General features: G+C 70.9%; 16 protein-coding genes. 8 read left to right on the forward strand and 8 right to left on the reverse strand.

The features are described from left to right. The first annotated feature begins 45 nt into the window (after nucleotides 1–45). Nucleotides 46–420 (forward strand): RidA family protein, encoded by a 375-nt coding sequence (locus tag E1269_RS05750; RefSeq protein WP_131892291.1) that lies wholly within the window; start codon nucleotides 46–48, stop codon nucleotides 418–420. A 29-nt stretch (nucleotides 421–449) separates the two neighbouring features. Here the strand turns inward: E1269_RS05750 and E1269_RS05755 are convergent, their stop codons facing one another. Further along, nucleotides 450–1,214 (reverse strand): IclR family transcriptional regulator, encoded by a 765-nt coding sequence (locus E1269_RS05755; RefSeq protein WP_203432978.1) that lies wholly within the window; start codon nucleotides 1,212–1,214, stop codon nucleotides 450–452. Nucleotides 1,215–1,357: 143 nt separating this feature from the next. Between E1269_RS05755 and E1269_RS05760 the strand changes: the two genes are divergently transcribed. Further along, nucleotides 1,358–2,131 carry an SDR family NAD(P)-dependent oxidoreductase gene (locus E1269_RS05760; protein ID WP_162606246.1) on the forward strand — a complete coding sequence of 258 codons (774 nt, stop codon included), beginning with the start codon at nucleotides 1,358–1,360 and terminating at the stop codon, nucleotides 2,129–2,131. Between the two features lie 35 nt (nucleotides 2,132–2,166). Next, nucleotides 2,167–3,753, forward strand: a complete 1,587-nt coding sequence (locus E1269_RS05765) for an N-acyl-D-amino-acid deacylase family protein (protein WP_162606247.1) — start codon at nucleotides 2,167–2,169, stop codon at nucleotides 3,751–3,753. Nucleotides 3,754–3,845: 92 nt separating this feature from the next. Here the strand turns inward: E1269_RS05765 and E1269_RS05770 are convergent, their stop codons facing one another. The 6 genes from E1269_RS05770 to E1269_RS33740 form a co-directional block, all read right to left on the reverse strand. Beyond that, nucleotides 3,846–4,178 carry a hypothetical protein gene (locus E1269_RS05770; protein WP_131892297.1) on the reverse strand — a complete coding sequence of 111 codons (333 nt, stop codon included), beginning with the start codon at nucleotides 4,176–4,178 and terminating at the stop codon, nucleotides 3,846–3,848. 258 nt (nucleotides 4,179–4,436) lie between these two features. After that, complete coding sequence (locus tag E1269_RS05775) at nucleotides 4,437–5,270, reverse strand: arylamine N-acetyltransferase family protein (RefSeq protein ID WP_131892299.1); 834 nt, start codon at nucleotides 5,268–5,270, stop codon at nucleotides 4,437–4,439. A gap of 55 nt (nucleotides 5,271–5,325) precedes the next feature. Continuing rightward, nucleotides 5,326–5,646, reverse strand: a complete 321-nt coding sequence (locus E1269_RS05780) for an NIPSNAP family protein (protein ID WP_131892301.1) — start codon at nucleotides 5,644–5,646, stop codon at nucleotides 5,326–5,328. A gap of 118 nt (nucleotides 5,647–5,764) precedes the next feature. Next, entirely contained in the window at nucleotides 5,765–6,856 is a 1,092-nt protein-coding gene (locus E1269_RS05785; RefSeq protein ID WP_131892414.1) for a LacI family DNA-binding transcriptional regulator, read from the reverse strand. A gap of 28 nt (nucleotides 6,857–6,884) precedes the next feature. Further along, nucleotides 6,885–7,892, reverse strand: coding sequence for a hydroxyacid dehydrogenase (locus tag E1269_RS05790; RefSeq protein WP_131892303.1), 1,008 nt, complete (start codon nucleotides 7,890–7,892; stop codon nucleotides 6,885–6,887). After that, the gene (locus E1269_RS33740) at nucleotides 7,889–9,550 is read right to left on the reverse strand and encodes an acyltransferase (RefSeq protein ID WP_275264002.1); all 1,662 of its coding nucleotides are present in this window, start codon (nucleotides 9,548–9,550) and stop codon (nucleotides 7,889–7,891) included. The genes E1269_RS05790 and E1269_RS33740 overlap by 4 nt, the downstream gene beginning before the upstream one ends. 126 nt (nucleotides 9,551–9,676) lie before the next feature. Between E1269_RS33740 and E1269_RS05800 the strand changes: the two genes are divergently transcribed. The 5 genes from E1269_RS05800 (at nucleotide 9,677) to E1269_RS05820 (ending at nucleotide 15,301) form a co-directional block, all read left to right on the forward strand. After that, complete coding sequence (locus E1269_RS05800) at nucleotides 9,677–10,546, forward strand: sugar phosphate isomerase/epimerase family protein (RefSeq protein WP_203432979.1); 870 nt, start codon at nucleotides 9,677–9,679, stop codon at nucleotides 10,544–10,546. A gap of 13 nt (nucleotides 10,547–10,559) precedes the next feature. Continuing rightward, nucleotides 10,560–11,954 (forward strand): ABC transporter substrate-binding protein, encoded by a 1,395-nt coding sequence (locus tag E1269_RS05805; protein WP_131892308.1) that lies wholly within the window; start codon nucleotides 10,560–10,562, stop codon nucleotides 11,952–11,954. Nucleotides 11,955–12,028: 74 nt separating this feature from the next. Then, a complete protein-coding gene (locus tag E1269_RS05810; RefSeq protein WP_131892310.1) occupies nucleotides 12,029–12,889 on the forward strand; it encodes a carbohydrate ABC transporter permease in 861 nt (286 codons plus the stop codon). Next, on the forward strand, nucleotides 12,886–13,758 hold the full coding sequence (locus E1269_RS05815) for a carbohydrate ABC transporter permease (RefSeq protein ID WP_131892312.1): 873 nt from the start codon (nucleotides 12,886–12,888) through the stop codon (nucleotides 13,756–13,758). The genes E1269_RS05810 and E1269_RS05815 overlap by 4 nt, the downstream gene beginning before the upstream one ends. Nucleotides 13,759–13,786: 28 nt before the next feature. Beyond that, nucleotides 13,787–15,301, forward strand: coding sequence for an ADP-ribosylglycohydrolase family protein (locus E1269_RS05820; RefSeq protein ID WP_131892314.1), 1,515 nt, complete (start codon nucleotides 13,787–13,789; stop codon nucleotides 15,299–15,301). A gap of 205 nt (nucleotides 15,302–15,506) precedes the next feature. On the opposite strand, the gene E1269_RS05825 is transcribed toward E1269_RS05820, so the two are convergent. After that, nucleotides 15,507–16,823, reverse strand: a complete 1,317-nt coding sequence (locus E1269_RS05825) for an APC family permease (RefSeq protein ID WP_239000794.1) — start codon at nucleotides 16,821–16,823, stop codon at nucleotides 15,507–15,509. Nucleotides 16,824–16,902 lie beyond the last annotated feature (79 nt).

A 16,902-nucleotide genomic window follows, 5' to 3' on the forward strand; every position in this document is an offset into this window, starting at 1 on the left:
GCGGCCCGCCCGGTACATCCACACCGACCCTGGAACTGGAGCGACATGACCGACCGAGCATCGACGAACACCGACGGCAATACGGCCAACTTCTCCCCCGCTGTCGTAGCCGGCGGGCTGGTCTTCGTCTCCGGGCAGGCATCGGTGGACGAGTCCGGGGCGATCGTGCCGGGCACGTTCGCCGAGGAGATGGACCGGTCGATCCGGAACGTCGAACGCGTCCTCGCCGGCTTCGGCCTGGACCTCGGCGACGTCGTCAAGGTGGGTGCCTACGTGCACGACCCGGCCGATCTGCCCGAGTTCAACGCCCGGTACCGCGACTACTTCAGCCCGCCGTTGCCGGCGCGCACGACGATCGCCAACTGCCTCACCGAACGGATCAAGTTCGAGATCGACGTGGTCGCGGCGGTGCGTGCGTGAAGGGTGCGCTTCGGATGGGTGGGTCGCGCTCAGCCGACCGACGCCGACAGTTCCGCGGCGACCTCGGCCAGAGCCTCGGCGACCTTGGGGATGTCGTCGAGTTGCAGCCTCGAGGCGGGCGCGGAGACGCTGATGGAGGCTGGCAAGTTCAGGCCGGAGAGCGGGACCGCCACGCACCGTCCGTCGCGCTCGTTCTCGGCGTCGTCGACGGCATACCCTCGGGCGCGGGTGAGCTCCAGCTCGTCGACGTAGGCGTCGAGGCTGGTGATGGTCGAATCCGTGTGCCGGGGCATGCCCTCGGCGGCGAGGATGGCCTTGACACGGTCGAGGTCCAGAGTGGAGGCGATGGCCTTGCCCAGCGCCGTGCAGTGGAGCTGGTCGCGGTCGCCGGGGCGGGCCGCCAGCCGGACGGAGTACGGGCTCTCGACGATCTCGACGTAGGAGACCCGGTAGCCGTCCAGGATCCCGAGGTTGGCCGTCTCGTCGAACCCGTCGCGCAGCCGGACGAGGTACGGCCGGACGCGGTCGCCCAGCAGAGCGAGCTGCTGCGACTGCAACGGCAGGAATGCCGCCCCCATCCGGAACAGGCCACTGGCGGGGTCCCGCATGACGTAGCGGCGCTCCTCGAGGGTGATGAGATAGCGGTAGGCCGAGCTCTTGGGCAGCTGCGTGACGGCGGCGACCTGGTTGAGGGAGAAGCCCTTCGGGTGGGCCTGGACCAGGTCGAGGACGTCGCACACCCGGTTCACGGCGCGAATGCCGGATCGGTTCTCGGCCGGCTCTGCCTCGCCCATCGTGAACTCCCTGCCTTCGACGGTTGCACGATCATAATGATCCGGCACGGTCGGGGCATCCGTCCGTCCGCGCGGTCTCACCCGCGCCCCGAATCCTACCAGGCGAATCAGCTGTTGCAACCAGTGAAACTCCGGGATCGACCGTGAACGGCACCAGACTGGCCGGGCGGGTCGCCGTCGTCACCGGCGCCTCCCGCGGCATCGGCGCGGCGGTCGCCCGGGCGTACGCCGTGGAGGGAGCCGCCGTCGCCGTGGGCCACGAGCCGACGCTCGAGGCGGCCGAGGACGCCGAGAAGCTCGTCGCGGAGATCGTCACGGCCGGCGGACGCGCGGTCGCCGTCGGCGCCGACCTGGCCCGGCCGGCCGACATCGAGCGCCTCGTGGCCGCGACACGAGACGCGCTCGGCCCCATCGACGTCGTCGTCAACAACGCCGCGGCCTCGGCTCGGGCGGGGTGGCTGGACCTGACCGTCGAGCAGTGGGACCACGTCCAGCAGGTCAACGTCCGCGCGTCGTGGCTGCTCACCAGGGCCGCCTACCCGGACCTGCGCGCCCACGGGCGAGGCTGCGTCATCAACGTCACGAGCATCATGGTCCGCACCGGCCAACCCGGTGCCCTGCACTACACCGCCAGCAAGGCCGCGATCATCGGGCTGACCAGGGCGCTGGCGCGCGAGACGGGCGCGGACGGCGTGCGGGTCAACGCCGTGATGCCCGGCGCCATCCGGACCGAGCACGAGGTCGCGACGTTCCCCGACGGCGACGCCGTCTTCGACGAGGTCACCCGCCACCAGGCGCTGCGGCGGCGCGGGTTCGCCGACGACCTCACGGGCGCCTTCGTCTTCCTGGCCAGCGACGACAGTTCGTTCGTCACGGGTCAGGTGGTCACCGTCGACGGCGGGTGGGTGCACTCCTGAGCCACGAGAAGGCCGCACGGACGATGGGAGGCCGGATGGATCGTCTGGTGATCCGCGGCGCGGCCGTGCTGGACGGTACCGGCACGCCCGCGGTACGCGGGGACGTGTTGGTCGACGACGGTCGCATCGAGGCCCTGCTCCCGCCTGGGGCGCCAGTCGCCGCGGCACGCGTCGTCGACGCCGGCGGCCTGGTCGTGGCTCCGGGATTCATCGACATCCACACCCATTCCGACGTGAGCGTGCTGCTCGATGGCCGAGCGCAGAGCAAGGTCCATCAGGGTGTCACCACCGAGGTCGTCGGCAACTGCGGTTTCTCGGCCTTCCCGCTGGTGTCGCGGCACCTTGGCGACCACGTGGAGCTGCTGGCGGGCATCGGCGACGACCCGGTGTCGCCGGACTGGCGGGATTTCGCGGGCTACGCGGCCGCCCTGGAAGGAGGCGGCACGGCCGTCAACGTGGCCGCACTGGTCGGCCACGGCCAACTACGCATTGCCGCGAACGGCATGGACGCGCGGTTGCCACCGCAGCGGCTCGCCGCCATGTGCGCACTGTTGTCCGAGCAACTGGAGCAGGGCGCGTTCGGGCTGTCCACGGGGCTGACCTACGTCCCGTCCCGCTACGCCGACACCGCGGAGCTCACGGCTCTGTGCCGGATGCTCGCCCGGCACGACCGGCTGTACGCCACGCATGCCCGCGGCAGCAGCGTCGACGCGATCGACGAGGCCGGTCGCCTGGGTCGTGACACCGGGGCGAGGATCCAGTTCTCCCATCTGGCCATCAACGAGCCGGACCGGTGGGGCCGGGCCGGCGAGCTGCTGACGGTGATCGACCGCCACCGCGACGACGGTGTGGACCTCGCGGCAGACGTCTACCCGTACGACGCGTCGGCCTCCGCGCTCACCCAGTACCTTCCGGCCTGGGTGCACGAGGGCGGCGTCGATGCGATGCGCACGCGGCTGGCCGACCCGTCCGTCCTGCGCCGCGCCGAGGCCGAGCTGGCCGCGGGCTGGGGCGATGGCGGGCGCATTCCCTGGTTCTGGGACCGCGTGATCCTGGCGCGGACCGACGGGGTCCTCGACGCCCCGGAAGGGGCAACGGTGCTGCGGGCCGCCGAAGCCGCGGGGGTGTCGGAGGCCAGGTACGTGCTGGAGCTGTGCCGTGCCGGCGGCAACCGGGTACAGGTCGTGCTCTTCTACCGGACCGAGGACGACATGCGCGAGTTCCTGCGCCACCCACAGACGCTGGTTGGCTCCGACGGCTCGGCACTGCCATACGAGCAGGACGGCCGCCGACCGCATCCCCGGGCGTTCGGGGCCCACGCCCGCGTGCTCGGCCGGTACGTCCGCGAGCTGGGCGACCTCGAGCTCGCCACCGCCATCCACTCGATGACCAGCGCCGTCGCCGACCGGCTGCGCATCACCGACCGTGGCGTCCTCCGGCCGGGCCTGGCCGCTGACGCCGTCGTCTTCGACCCCGCCACCATCGCCGACCGGGCGACCTACCTCGACCCGGGCCGGCCACCGATCGGCGTCACGCACGTCCTCGTCAACGGCCGGCTGGTGATCGACGACGGCGCCCAGACCGCCGAGCGGCCCGGACGGGTACTGCGCGCCCGACGGTGAGGTTCTCGTCAGTAGTAGCCCTTCTCTCCGTCGGTCAGCTCGCGGCCCGTCGCGCGCCACTTCCCGCCGACCCGGAGGGGCCGCCCGCGGGGTCAGCCGTCAGCTGCCGGGCGCGCCTCGGCCTCGGTCAGGTCGGCACCGCCGCGCCGGCGCCGCCAGCGCTCGACCTGCCGGACCCGCTCGACGGCCGCCACGGACGACCGTGCGCGCTGCGTCGCCGCGCACAGGGGCCCGATCAGGCCCGCGGAGACTTGGTCGGCCCACAGCATCAACGTGACGTCGGCCGAGCCCGGGCGGTCGCCTGGTTCCAAGGACTCCTCGAACCACCGGGCGACGACCGGCATCAGCCCCCGCAGCATCGCGCGACGCCCAGCTGGACTGGTCGTCCGCAGCGTCTGCTCCATCTGGACGACGAAGTCGGTCATGATCTCCCCGTTCCGGTGCTCCGTCCGGACCCGCAGGCCCGGGTGCCACCTCTGGAGACGCTACCCCGAAAGGGGCATTTCAGACATATGTGAGCCCGTTTCAGGACGGACGATCGCGCACATCACCAGGATTCCTTGCGCCTCACCACGATTGCAGGCGTGGTAGAGCACGAGAAACCCTTGTGACGACCGCCAGCGAAAATCTCGCGTATCGGTGTCGCGGCCTCCCGAGGCCCACCGGCCGCACCGGCGGCGCGGTCACGTCCGAGCAGTCCGCACCGTGGCGACCCGCCCCAGAAGGCGCCGTTCCTCGTCGCCGGTGAGCGGCACCTCGAGGACCCGCAGCCACTCGGTGAGCTCGCCCTCCCCCAACGGCCGGTGCTCGGTGGGTGCGTCGGCACGCCGCACCGTGACCGTCTCGTGGGTGACGGTGACGTGCCGGCCGGGCAGGTGGCGGGCGATCACCAGCGTGCGGGTGAAGTGCGACGCCGGATGGGTGCTCGTGTAGTGGTGCCCGATCGCGACATCGACCGGCAGCACGGTCAGCTCGTCGGTGGTGTGCATCATCAGCCAGCCCTCGTCGCGCCAGCGGCGCATCTCCCACGTCCCACTGTTGCGGTCGATGCGGTAGCGCCAGCCGCGGTGGTCGTCCTCCGCGCCGTCGGCCAGCGGGATCGGCCGCAGCACGCTCATCCCGAACCCGGTGTCGCACAGCAGCCGCTGCCCGTCCAGCACCACCTCGACGACCATGTGGGTCCGCCCCTGCTGGCTGCCGTCGGCCGGGTCACCGACGCGCCCGAGATGGCGGCGTACGTCGTAACCCAGCCGCTCCAGCGCCGCGGCGAAGATGGTCGCGTGCTCGAAGCAGTAGCCGCCCCTGCCCCGGCCCACGAACTTGCCCTGGATCGCGTCGAGACCGGCTCCCGGGTGCTGCTGGAGCAGCACGTCGATGTTGTCGAAGGTGAAGGTCCGGACGTGCGCCTCGTGGAGCTCGTCGAGAGCGGCGCGGCTCGGCTCTCGGACGGCGGCGCCGACCCGCTTCAGGTAGCCGGCGAGGTCCAGTCGGTCGACGTACCACTGGTCAGCGCTCATGGGCCAAGTAAACCCGGTCGCCGGATCGTGCCCGACTCCGGCGGTGCGGGCGCGTTCAAGCGTCCGAATCGTGCGGGAGCAGCGGTCTCATGAAGCTCCGCTCGTAGCGCACGACGCACCCGGTCTCGTCGCGGAGCTTGTCGGCCGCGACGAAGTCAGGGTGCTGCCCGAAGAGCCGCCGATACTGCTCATAGGCGGCGAGGCTGGGGAAGCTGAACAGCGCGAGGGCCTTGTCGCTGGCCCCCTCCGCGGGCAGGAAATAGCCGTGATGCGTTCCGCCGTGCTCGTTGACCAGTTCGAGCCAGCGACGGGCGAACCGCTCGAACTCGACGATCTTCGTTGCGTCGATCGTGTAGTCGACCACGCAGGTGATCATCACGATCCTCCCTTGGTGTGTTGGCGCGTGCTGGGGTCTTCGACCGGTTCCGCAGTCTGCACCCGGCCTACGGCGAGCAGACCCATCACCACGCGGTTCAATACCTGGTCCCGGACGCTCAGTGCTGCGTGGTCGGGGTGGTGTCGCTGGCCGGCCTCGTCCTGGATGGTGCTTCACCGAGGCTGCTCTCGCGGGCCACGAGTTCGGGCTGGAACAGGATGTGGCGGCGGTTCTCGTCGGGCGCCTCGGCCTCGCGGGCCAGCAGTTCCACTGCGGTGCGTCCGATCAGGGCGGCGGGTTGCCGGATGGAGGACAGCGGCACCACCGCGGCCTGGGCGAAGTCGATGTCGTCGTAGCCGATCATGGCCACGTCGCCGGGCACGTCGACGTGCCGGATGAGCAGGAACGCCTGCAATGCACCGGTGGCGAGTAGGTCGTTGGCGAAGAAGATGCCGTCGGGCAGCGGCCGGTCGGTGCGGTCGAGGAGTGCCAGGGCGGCGGCGCGGCCGGCGGCGACGCCGAGGTCGGTGGTCTCGAGCACCTCGAGGGTCGCGTCGGGCTGCTCGGCCACGGCCCGCAGGGCGCCGGCCAGCCGGTCGCCGATGCCGGGCGTCGACGCCGGTCCGCCGATGAACGCCAGCCGTCGCCGGCCGACCTCGAGCAGGTGCCGGGTCGCGAGGTAGCCACCGGCGACGTTGTCGATCGAGACCGAGCTGGACTCAGGTTGCGCTGTCCGACCGATGACGACAGCTGGCAGGCCGCGTCTACGCAGGGCCTCGACCCGTTGGTCTGGGTCGCCGACCGGCGCGATCAGGACCCCTTGGACGCGTTGCTCCTCGAACAGCGCGATGTAGTGAGCCTCGCGCTCAGGGCTGTGATTGCTGTTGCCGACCAGCACCGCCCCGCCGTACTCGACGGCGGCGTCCTCGGCGCCGCGCGCGATGGCGGAGTAGAACGGATTGGCGCCGTCGGGGACGATCAGCCCGATGGTGCGGCTGCGCCCAGCGCGCAGCTGCCACGCGGCGGCGTTGCGGACATAACCGAGTTGATCGATGGCGGCGAGTACGCGCTCACGGGTGTCTGACGACACTCGGTCGCGCGAGTTGAGCACGTTGGACACTGTGGTGACGGACACGCCGGCGCGTTTGGCCACGTCCTTGATGCTCACCGAGCGCTGTGCTGCCGGAAAGCCCGGCGGGTCCGCCGTCATGCTGTCCTTCAAGGGTCGCCGGGTGCGGTCAGGCATGGAGGTGGTACCTGTCCCGGGTCACTTCATACCGGAGCGGCTCACCGCGCGCCAGCCTTCCGACTTCGTCGACCACTCGCTCGCCGATGCGCCGCAGCTCCAGGCCGCGCGAGCCCGCGACGTGCGGGGTGAGGACGAGGTTGGGCAGGTCCCACAGCGGCGACCCAGGTCCCGGGATCTCCGGCTCGGTGACGTCGACGACGGCGCGCAGCCGGCCGGTGCACAGTTCGGCGATCAGTGCGTCCTGGTCGACCAGTCCGCCACGGGCGGTGTTGACCAGCGTGGCGCCGTCACGCAGCGCGGCCAGTTCGGCGGCGCCGATCATGCCGCGGGTCGCGGGCAGCAGCGGCGCGTGCAGCGACACCAGGTCGCACGTGCTCAGCAGGGTGCCCAGGTCGACGACGTCGACGCTGAGCGCGGCCGCGTCGTCCGCGGTCAGGTACGGGTCGTGCACCGAAACGTGCAAGTCGAACGGGCGAAGCAGCTCGATGACCCGCCGGCCGATATGCGAGGCGCTGACGATGCCGATTCGGCGCCGGAACGCCCCATTGCCGGCCAAGATCGCGTCGACGTCGATCTCGGCCCGGGCGGTGCGGTAGGTGCGCTCGATGGCCCGCACGCCCTTCAGTTCGAGCAGGATCATCGCGACGGTGTACTCGGCGACCGGCAGCGCGTTGGCGGCCGCCTGCGAGGACACCGCGATGCCGCGGTCGTACACCTCGTCGGTGACGACGGGGCGCACCGACCCCGCGGCGTGCAGGACGGCACGCAGTCGGGTCGCACGGTCCAGCACGACGATGTCCAACAGCGCCGTTCCGGTGCCGGTGAGGACGACGTCTGCCTCGGTCAACAGGCCCAGCGCGGGCGGGGCGTGGTGGTCGGCGGGAGACGGAGAGAAACGGACCCGGCCGTGCGTCGCGAGCCGTTCCCGGGCCGCGGCGTCGAGCGTCCGCTCGGCGTGCTCCGGCGTCATCGCCACGACGATCTCGAGCCCGCTCATCGTTCTCCCTGCGCCGTCGTCATGGGTTCCGGCCGGTGCACGCCGCGCGGCCGGTATCCCAGCGCGTCCGCAATGCCCAGGTGGTCGGCCACAAACCAGATGATGGCCAGCCACATCTCGGTGCCGAGCAGGCCGGGGGTACGCTGCCAGCCGCTGCCGGGCTCCAGCGCGAATGCGAAGCCGGCACCATCGCGCCACGAGTTCAGCACACGCTCCAGTTGCCTGCGCGCCCAGGCCTCGCCGTCGGCCCGCCGATGCGCGCTCTGCCGGGCGGCGAGCCAGAGCGGGTGTACGACGTCGAGCACATTGCATGCGGTGCCTCGGTGCGGGCCGAACCAGGTTGCGTCTCCGGCGTGCGCCAAAACGGTGTCGACGGTCCGCTCCGGGTACGGCAGCGGGACGCCATACTGCGCGAACGTGCCGCGGATCAGCCGGTAGCTGCCATTCACCGGCTCGAGCCAGCCGCTGTCCGGAGCCGGCCGGCCCCACAGTCCGCTGGCCGGGTCGCACCGGGTGACCAGCCAGCCGATCAGCGCCTCCAGCTCGGTGTCGAGGCCGAAGTCGGCGCGGTTCCACAGCATGGCTGTGCCAACGGTGTCGATCCACGCACCTGATCGCCAGGCGTCGCGGCGCCACGGCAGCGTGTCGAGCCGGTGCCGCAGCTCGTTCGACGTGAGCGCGGCCACACTCGCGACCGGATGTTCGAACCCGGACCCGAGCAGCCGCAGCGCATTCCCCGCGGCCAGCACGTGGTAGTTCGCCGGCGCGTGCCCGTCCGCCGTCGGCTCGGCGTCGTCGGAGCCGAGCTCGGCGGCCAGTCCAGTGGCAGCGCTCTGCCGCGAGCGCAGCAGCTCAACGACCCGCTCGGCCGGCACATGCGGCGGCGGTCCGCCGAGCAGCAGGTCGGACAACTCGACGGCGTCGCACCACGCCCGCAACGTCGGCGCGACACCGGGGCGGTCGACATACCCGTCGACGGTCCAGCACCGGTCCAGCAGGTCGCGAGCTTGCTCCCGAGCGGTGTCGGCGAGCCTGACCAGGCGGTCGCCCAGGTCGGCGCCGGACCGGCGCGTGCTCGACGGCACCGAGTTCCGGTCGCGCACCACCCGCGCCGGATTGCCCACGACCACCGACCACGCCGGCACGTCCTTGGTGACGACTGCGCCCGCGCCGACGATGCAATGGTCACCGACCGTGACGCCGTCGAGCACGACCGCATGCGAACCGATCCAGACGTCGGCGCCGATGGCGATGCCCTGCCGGGTGAGCGGCTGCCGGTGGATCGACTCGTCCGGCGAGGTGCCGTGGTTGAAGCCGAGGATCGACGCGTGCGCGCCGACCCGGACACCGTCGCCGAGCCGGACCAGCCCGCGCGCCTCGGCGTACGGGTTCACCGTGCAGTCCTCTCCCATCTCGACGTCGCCGTAGAGGACGGCGTAGCCGCAGACGTAGGAGCGGGCGCCGACACGCAGCCGGTCGGTGTAGACGGCGGCCAGGCGCGAGATGAAAACGTCGTCGGCCAGCTCGGTGTCGCCGGCGGCCGTCAGGGCGCGCAGCCACTCTCGCTGGGCCCGCCGCTCCTTCGGCGCGGCCTGCGCCCAGAACGGCGTGATGCCCAGGTCGTGCCTGGCCAACGCGCCGGGTGCCGGGTTGGTCACGCATCCACTCCTCACCTGCTGAAACGATAAACTACCTTCTATCACGTAATTGACACACCTCGAACGCGGTTGTATCGTTCCGGCAACCTGAAACGATACACCAGCGTCGACCAGCCGAGGAGCAGCGTGGCGCACCGGATCGCGGCCTTCAGTGACGACCTCCACAGCGAGTTCGCGCCCGCGGCGAAACTCGCTGCCGAGGCCGGGCTGGACGGGCTGGCGGTGCGACATGTCGGCGGTCACAACGTCCAGGCCCTCGACGAAGCGGACGTGCGGGCAGTGCGCCGGACGGCCGACGAGCACGGCCTGGCGATCTCGGCGGTGGGTTCGCCGTACGGGCGCGACTTCCACCTCGGTGACGACGCCGCACAACGGCGCGCCGAGACGCTGCTGGCCCAGATGGTTCGGTTCGCCGACCTCCTCGGAACTCCGCTGATCCGGATCTTCGCGCTGTGGATCGAGGGCAAGGACCCGCTGCCGCTATGGGCCGACCGGCCCGGCACCGACCTGGCCCGAGTCGTCGAGGCGCTGGCGCCGTCGGTCGCGCTGGCCGAACGCGCCGGCGTGCGGCTGATGCTCGAACTGGAGGGCGCCAGCCACGCCGGCACGGCCGCCGAGGCGGCCGAGCTGATCCGGCTCGTCGACTCCCCCGCTCTGGTCCTGTGCTGGGACATCTGCAACGGCTGGTGGTCCGGTGAAGCGCCCCTGCCGCACGGCCTTGACGCCGTCCGCGTCCTCCCCGTCGTCGACGTCCAGACCAAGGACGTGAAAGCCGACCCGGCCGACCCGCGTCGGCCGCTGTTCGACCAGGTGATCCTGGGCGACGGCGACCTCCCCTACGACCGGCTGCTCCCGGAGCTGGTGGCCAGCGGCTACGACGGGTGGTTCACCGTTGAGCGCGTCTACCACCCCCGCAAGCCGGAAGAACACCCGCGGCTGCAGCGCGACGCGCTGGCCGACGTCGAACGACTCCGATCCCTCGTGTCCTTGCCTTGAAGGAGCGTGCACTATGAACGGTAGAAGCGCACTCGGTCCGACGATGTCCCGGCGGCGCTTCCTCGAGGTGGGCGGGCTGGGCCTGGCCACCGTCGCGGGCGGATCGCTGCTCAGCGGCTGCGGCGGCGATTCCGGCAGCGCCTCGGGTGACAAGACGCTGACGGTCATCGTGTCGCAGAGCCCCACGGCGCCGGAGGGCCAACAACGCATCCTCGACCTCATCACGCAGAAGTTCGAGGACGCCAACCCCGGCGCGACCGTCCGGTTCGACGTCGTTCAGCTCGGCTCCGCGGTGGCCACGGCCATCATGACCACAGCCGCCAGCCACGACGGGCCGGACATCTTCGAGGTCGGCCCGCAGCACCTGCCAACTGGGCAGGCAGCAGGCGTATTCGAGCCGATCACCGACGCCGAGTGGGACGGCCTGGGCGGCCGCGACCGCTACCTGCCGTCCGTCCTGGCGGCGATGGGTCAGTCCGACGACGCGCAGGTTGCCGTCCCCTACTACGCGTCGACCATGGCGATGTACTACAACACCGCCCACTTCGCCGAGGCCGGCCTCACCGCGCCGCCCACCACGTGGTCAGACTTCATCGCCGTCGCCCAGCAGCTCTCCGACCCCGCCGCCGAAAAGTACGCCGTCGGCGAGGCGGCCGCGGAACCCACCCACCCCTGGCACGTCATCTGGCTGCTCACCAAACAGCTCGGTGCCGACCTCATCAGCGCCGACGGCACGACGGCACAGCTGGACGCCGACGAGGTGCTCGAGGCCACCCGGTTCTGGATGGACTGGATCGCCGAGCACCGGATCGTCGCCCGGCGCGGCGCCACCCAGACGTCGGCCGAGCAGGTGCAGCAGTTCGTCAACGCCGAGATCTCGATGTTTCCCTGCGGCTTCACCCAAGCGATCAGCAGCATGCCCGGCACCGCCGTCGCAGACACCTGGGGGCTGGCCGGCAACCCGACCGTCCCGTTCGGCATGTCCGCGCTCCCGGCGGGCCAGCCGGCAGTGCAGACCTATCTGGGCGGCGCCACCTGGGCGATCTCGAAGCACAGCAAGAACCGCGACCTTGCGCTCGAGCTGACCAAGCTCATGGGCGACCCGGACGTCCAGCAGCTCACCTGGCAGGAGGTCGGCGGGCTGCCGGTCACCGAAGAGACGTTCGAGGCGCACCCGGAGACCCGCGAGGACCACTGGCAGGTCATCTACGACGCCGCCGTCGCGGCTGAGGCCACGCCGTGGTCGCCGTCGTTCGGTCAGGTGTCGCCGCTGATCGCGGAAGCCTTGAAGCCGAGCTTCGCGGAGCTGGCCGGCTCCGGCGGCTACGACTCCGACGCGCTGCGCACCCAGCTGCAGACTGCGAACGAGAAGCTGGCCGCCGCGCTGGCGACAGAGGCGCGCCAGTGACCCAGACGGCGGAGCGGGCGCGCACGGCGACACAGCCGCCCCCGCGCCCACGACGCCGGCGGACCGCGCGCCGGGTGCCATACTGGCTGCTCGCGCCGGGCGTCGCGGTCATGGTGGTGGTCAGCTTCGTCCCACTGGCGCTGGCTGGCCTCATCAGCCTGAGCAACCTCAGCCAGTACACCATCGGCGACGTCGGCTCGGCCGGCCTGGTGTGGCTGCGCAACTACATTGACGTCCTCGACCCCGGCAGCCCTCTCGAGGTGCTCGGGCCGCTACGTATCAGCGTGGTCTACAGCCTGCTGTCCACGGCCGTCGCGGTGCCGCTGGGAATCGCCGCGGCGCTGCTGGTCAACCAGCGCTTCGCCGGGCGGACAGTGCTCCGCACGCTGATGCTGCTGCCGTTCATCCTGCCGCATTTCGTAACAGCGCTGATCTGGCGGCTGATGTTCCAGACCGGCACCGGCGCCGTCGACCAGGTGCTCGGCGCGCTCGGCCTCGGCTCCGAGCACCTGTGGCTGATCGGGCCCGAGTCATTCGCCGCCCTGACCATCGCCGCTACCTGGAGCGCGTGGCCGTTCGTCTACATCATGGTCCTGGCGGCGCTGCAGGCGATCCCGCGCGAGCTGTACGACTCCGCCGAGGTCGACGGCGCCGGCCCCTTTCGGTCGTTCCGGTCCATCACACTCCCGTCGATCCGGGCAACTCTGGCCCTAGCCATCTGCCTCTCTCTGATCAATCAGTTCAACAGCTTCACGCTGCCGTTCGTGATGTTCGGGCATCCGCCGCCGGAGCAGGCGAACGTCATCCCGGTTTCCATCTACACGGCAACAGTGACGGCGTCCGACTACGGCCACGGCGCCGCGGTTGCCATCGTCAACCTGGTGATCCTGCTGGTCCCGGTCGTGTACTACCTGAGGAAGGCGCGCGCCGAATGAGCACCCTCGCCGCCACCCGACCGCGGCGACGCGGGGCGCCGCACTGGCTGCTCTACCCGCTGGCCGTCGCGTTCGCCGCGCTGGTGCTGCTGCCGGTCGGCTACCTGGTCCTGGTGTCCCTGCAACCGCGTGACGTCGCTGGCACCACGCTCGCGCCGGACGGCCTCTCGCTCCGGGCCTTCGCCGAGGTCTGGCAGGTGGTCGACCTCGCCGGATTCCTGCGCAACAGCCTCGTCGTGTCGGCGGCGACGGCCGTGGCGTCTTCGGTCATCGGGTTGGCGACGGCGTACGTGCTGGCCCGATTCCGGTTCCGCGGCCGCGAACTGTTCCGCACGTCGCTCCTGGCCGCCTACACCACCCCCGGCATCGTCGTGATGATCCCGCTGTACGTGGTCTACGTCCAGATCCAGAACCTGTTCTCGGTGCAGATCATCGGCTCATTGCCTCTCCTGGTCGTCACCTACCTGTCGTTCAGCCTGCCCTACTCGATCTGGATGCTCACCGGCTACCTAGCGGCCCTGCCCGAGAGCATCGAGGAGGCCGCCATCATCGACGGCGCCGGCCGGATCCGGATGCTCGCCTCAGTGGTACTGCCGCTCGCACTGCCCGCCGTCGTCGTCACCGCCGTGTTCTCGTTCGTGCTGGCCTGGAACGACGTGCTGTTCGCCAGCGTCCTGACGTCCAACGACACCCGCACCGTCGGCGTCGGCATGCAGATCTTCGTCACGACGGCCGCCGAGGGCGGACTGCCACAGTGGAACAACCTCATGGCCGCCGGCCTCGTCACGGCCCTTCCCGCCGTCGTGCTGTTCATCGTCATCCAGCGCTACCTGATCAGTGGCCTGACCGCCGGCTCCGTCAAGGGCTGACCCCGCTGTCCCCGACCCAGGAGAATCCATGCCCGACCGCCCCACCGTCACCCGGTACCGCGACCGCGTCCTGGCCTGCTGGCTCGGCAAGGCCATCGGCGGCGCGCTGGGGCAGTCGTTCGAGGGCCTCCACGGCCCCATCGAGGTCGACTACTACTACCCCAAACCCGACGGCATGGTTCCGAACGACGACCTCGACGTCCAGGTCGCCTACGCCGCGGCGCTCAGCGCACAGGACGTCCCGCGACTGGACCGGCACCTCGTCGCCGAGGTGTGGCGCCGGCACCTGCGCTTTCCATGGAACGAGTACGGCATCGCCAAACGCAACCTCGCCGAAGGCCTCGCGCCGCCATACACCGGCTCGGTCGACAACTTCTTCTCCTGCGGCGAAGGGGCCGTCATCCGCACCGAACTGTGGGCCTGCATCGCGCCCGGCGAACCGGAGCGGGCGGCCGCCTACGCCTACGAGGACGCCTGCTTCGACCACGCCGGCGACGGCATCTGGGCGGCGGTGTTCATGGCAGCGCTACAGTCCCAGGCGTTCGTCGACGCCGACCCGGACCGGCTGCTCGAGAAGGCGTGTTCACTGCTGCCGGTGAGCAGCCGGATCCGCCAGGTCGTGCACGACACCCGGGTCTGGGTGGCCGAGGGACACGACTGGCGGCATGTGATGCGCCTCATCATCGACAAGTACGACACCGGCGACTTCACCGACACCCGCATGAACACCGGCTTCGTCGTCCTCGGCTGGCTCGCGTCGGATGGCGACTTCGAGAAGGCCATCCTGGTGACCAACGGCTGCGGCGCCGACACCGACAGCACGACCGCGTCCCTGGGCGCGCTGATGGCCATCGCCGACCCGGACACACTGCCCGAGCGCTGGCTGGCACCGATAGGGCGCGACCTGATCCTGCACGCCGACGTCGTCGGCCTCGAGCCTCCGGACACCATCGACGCGTTCACCGACCAGGTCACCGAGCTGCGGTCCACGCTCGACGGTGTATGGCCCGAGGCCCGCGAGGCCCCTGCTCCGAATCCTGCCCGATATGCGATCCCGGTCACGGTCGGCTGGACCTCGCCGTACGGCACGGTGTGGGGACAGCGAGATCTCTCGGGGCTGCGGCCCGAGGGCTCCGACGAACCATCGATGCCGGCCGGTTCCCGCAACCTCACCGTGCCAGGCACCTGGGTGCGCTGGCCCCGCGACGAGTTCGACGACCTCATCATGGTAATCCGGTACACGCTGCACCTCGACCGGCCGGTCGACGGCAAGCTCATGATCAACTGTTCCGAGCACCTGCGTGTCTGGCTCGACGGCGACTACGCGTTCGGCAGCCAGCCATCGCAGGTGATGCCCACCCAGCACCGCCCGCCCGCCGGCCAGAGCATCGACGTGTCGCTCACCGCCGGTGTCCACACCCTCCTCGCAACGATCGGCAAACCACCGCCCAACCGCGCGCAGGCCGAATGGATCGTGGCACTTGCCGAGGCACCCGGCTACGAATGGATACCGCATGCTTTCCGACCCGTACCCACTCCGTGAACAGCGGCCTGCGGGTCAGGTCCCGTCCCCGCACCTGGGCAATCGCGTCCGAGACGTCTGAGGCTCGTAGGCTGCGACAGTCACGGGGGTGAGTGATGGTACGCACCTCTGCCACGTCACGAGGCCGAGCATGGCTGCCGCGGCAGCCGCGGTAGGACCGGCGCGGTCCACCCGGAGCGTGGTGGGCGCTCGCGCGCCGGTGTCGTCACGACAGCTCGCCCGTGGCCGTGCTGTCGCCGCGGCGACGCCGCAGGCGCAGCAGCCGGTAGATCAGCCCGGCGGCGAACACCCCGATCCCGGTGAGTACGGCCTCGACGGGCAGCGTAGCAATGAGGGTGAGGCACCCGATGGCACCGACGATCTGGAGTCCGCGGGGAAATCGCCGCTGGCCAGGCGGTTGGGTGAACGCGGACAGGTTCGCGATGAGGTAGTAGATCAGCACGCCGAACGAGGAGAACCCGATCGCGCCGCGCAGGTCAACGGCCAGCACCAGGACGCAGACCGCGAGGGCGAGGGCGATCTCGGCGTGATGCGGTACCTGGAACCGCGGATGCACCCTGGCCAGCCAGCCGGGCAGATCGCGCTCCCGAGCCATCGCCAGACTCGTCCGGCCCACCCCGGCGATCAACGCCAGCAACGCACCGAGCGCCGCCGCGGCCGCGCCGACCCGTACCAGCGGTCCCGCCCAGTCCCATCCGTCCGCGCGCACGGCCTCGGCCAGCGGCGCGATGGTGCCGGCCAGTCCATCCGGCCCGAGAACCAGGAGCGTGCTGCCGCCGACCAGGGCGTACACGAGGACCGTGATGGTCAGCGCGGTGACGATGGCTCGCGGGATGGTCCGCTGCGGATCGCGGACCTCCTCGCCCATGGTGGCGATGCGGGCGTACCCGGCGAAGGCGAAGAACAGCAGCCCCGCCGACTGCAGGATGCCGTACCAGCCCCCCTCCCGGTCGACCCAGCCGTCCAGGTTGCCGGCCTGGGCCGACCCGCCCGTGAGGTTGGCGGCCACGACGACGGCCAGCGCGGCCAGAACGATGACGATGAGGATGCGAGCCAGCCGCGCGGTGCGCGTGACACCGCGGTAGTTCACCGCGGCCAGTCCGGCCACCGCGGCGACCGCGACGGGTTTGCGCCACGCCTCGTCGGGCACGGCATACGCGGCGAACGTGATGGCCATCGCCGCGCACGATGCCGTCTTGCCGACCACGAATCCCCACCCGGCGACGAACCCCGACCACTCCCCGAGACGCTCCCGGCCGTAGACATACGTGCCGCCCGACATCGGATACTGCGCCGCCAGTTGAGCCGACGACGTGGCGTTGCAGTACGCCACGGCGGCTGCCACGGCGAGCCCCACCAACAGGCCGGCCCCGGCCGCCTCCGCCGCCGGCGCGAACGCGGCGAACACGCCGGCACCGATCATCGACCCCAGGCCGATCACGACCGCGTCGAACGTGCCCAGCCGCCGCGCCAGCCGCGACCGATCCGACCCACCGCCACGCGCCTCCGCTGGCTCGAGCACACCCGCCCCGTTCACTCGGCTGCCGATATCGACATCCGATACTATCCGTCGGCCGAGCACATCGCGGCCAGGCGCTGGC

It is taken from the genome of Jiangella asiatica, from assembly GCF_004349065.1.
Taxonomy (GTDB): domain Bacteria; phylum Actinomycetota; class Actinomycetes; order Jiangellales; family Jiangellaceae; genus Jiangella; species Jiangella asiatica.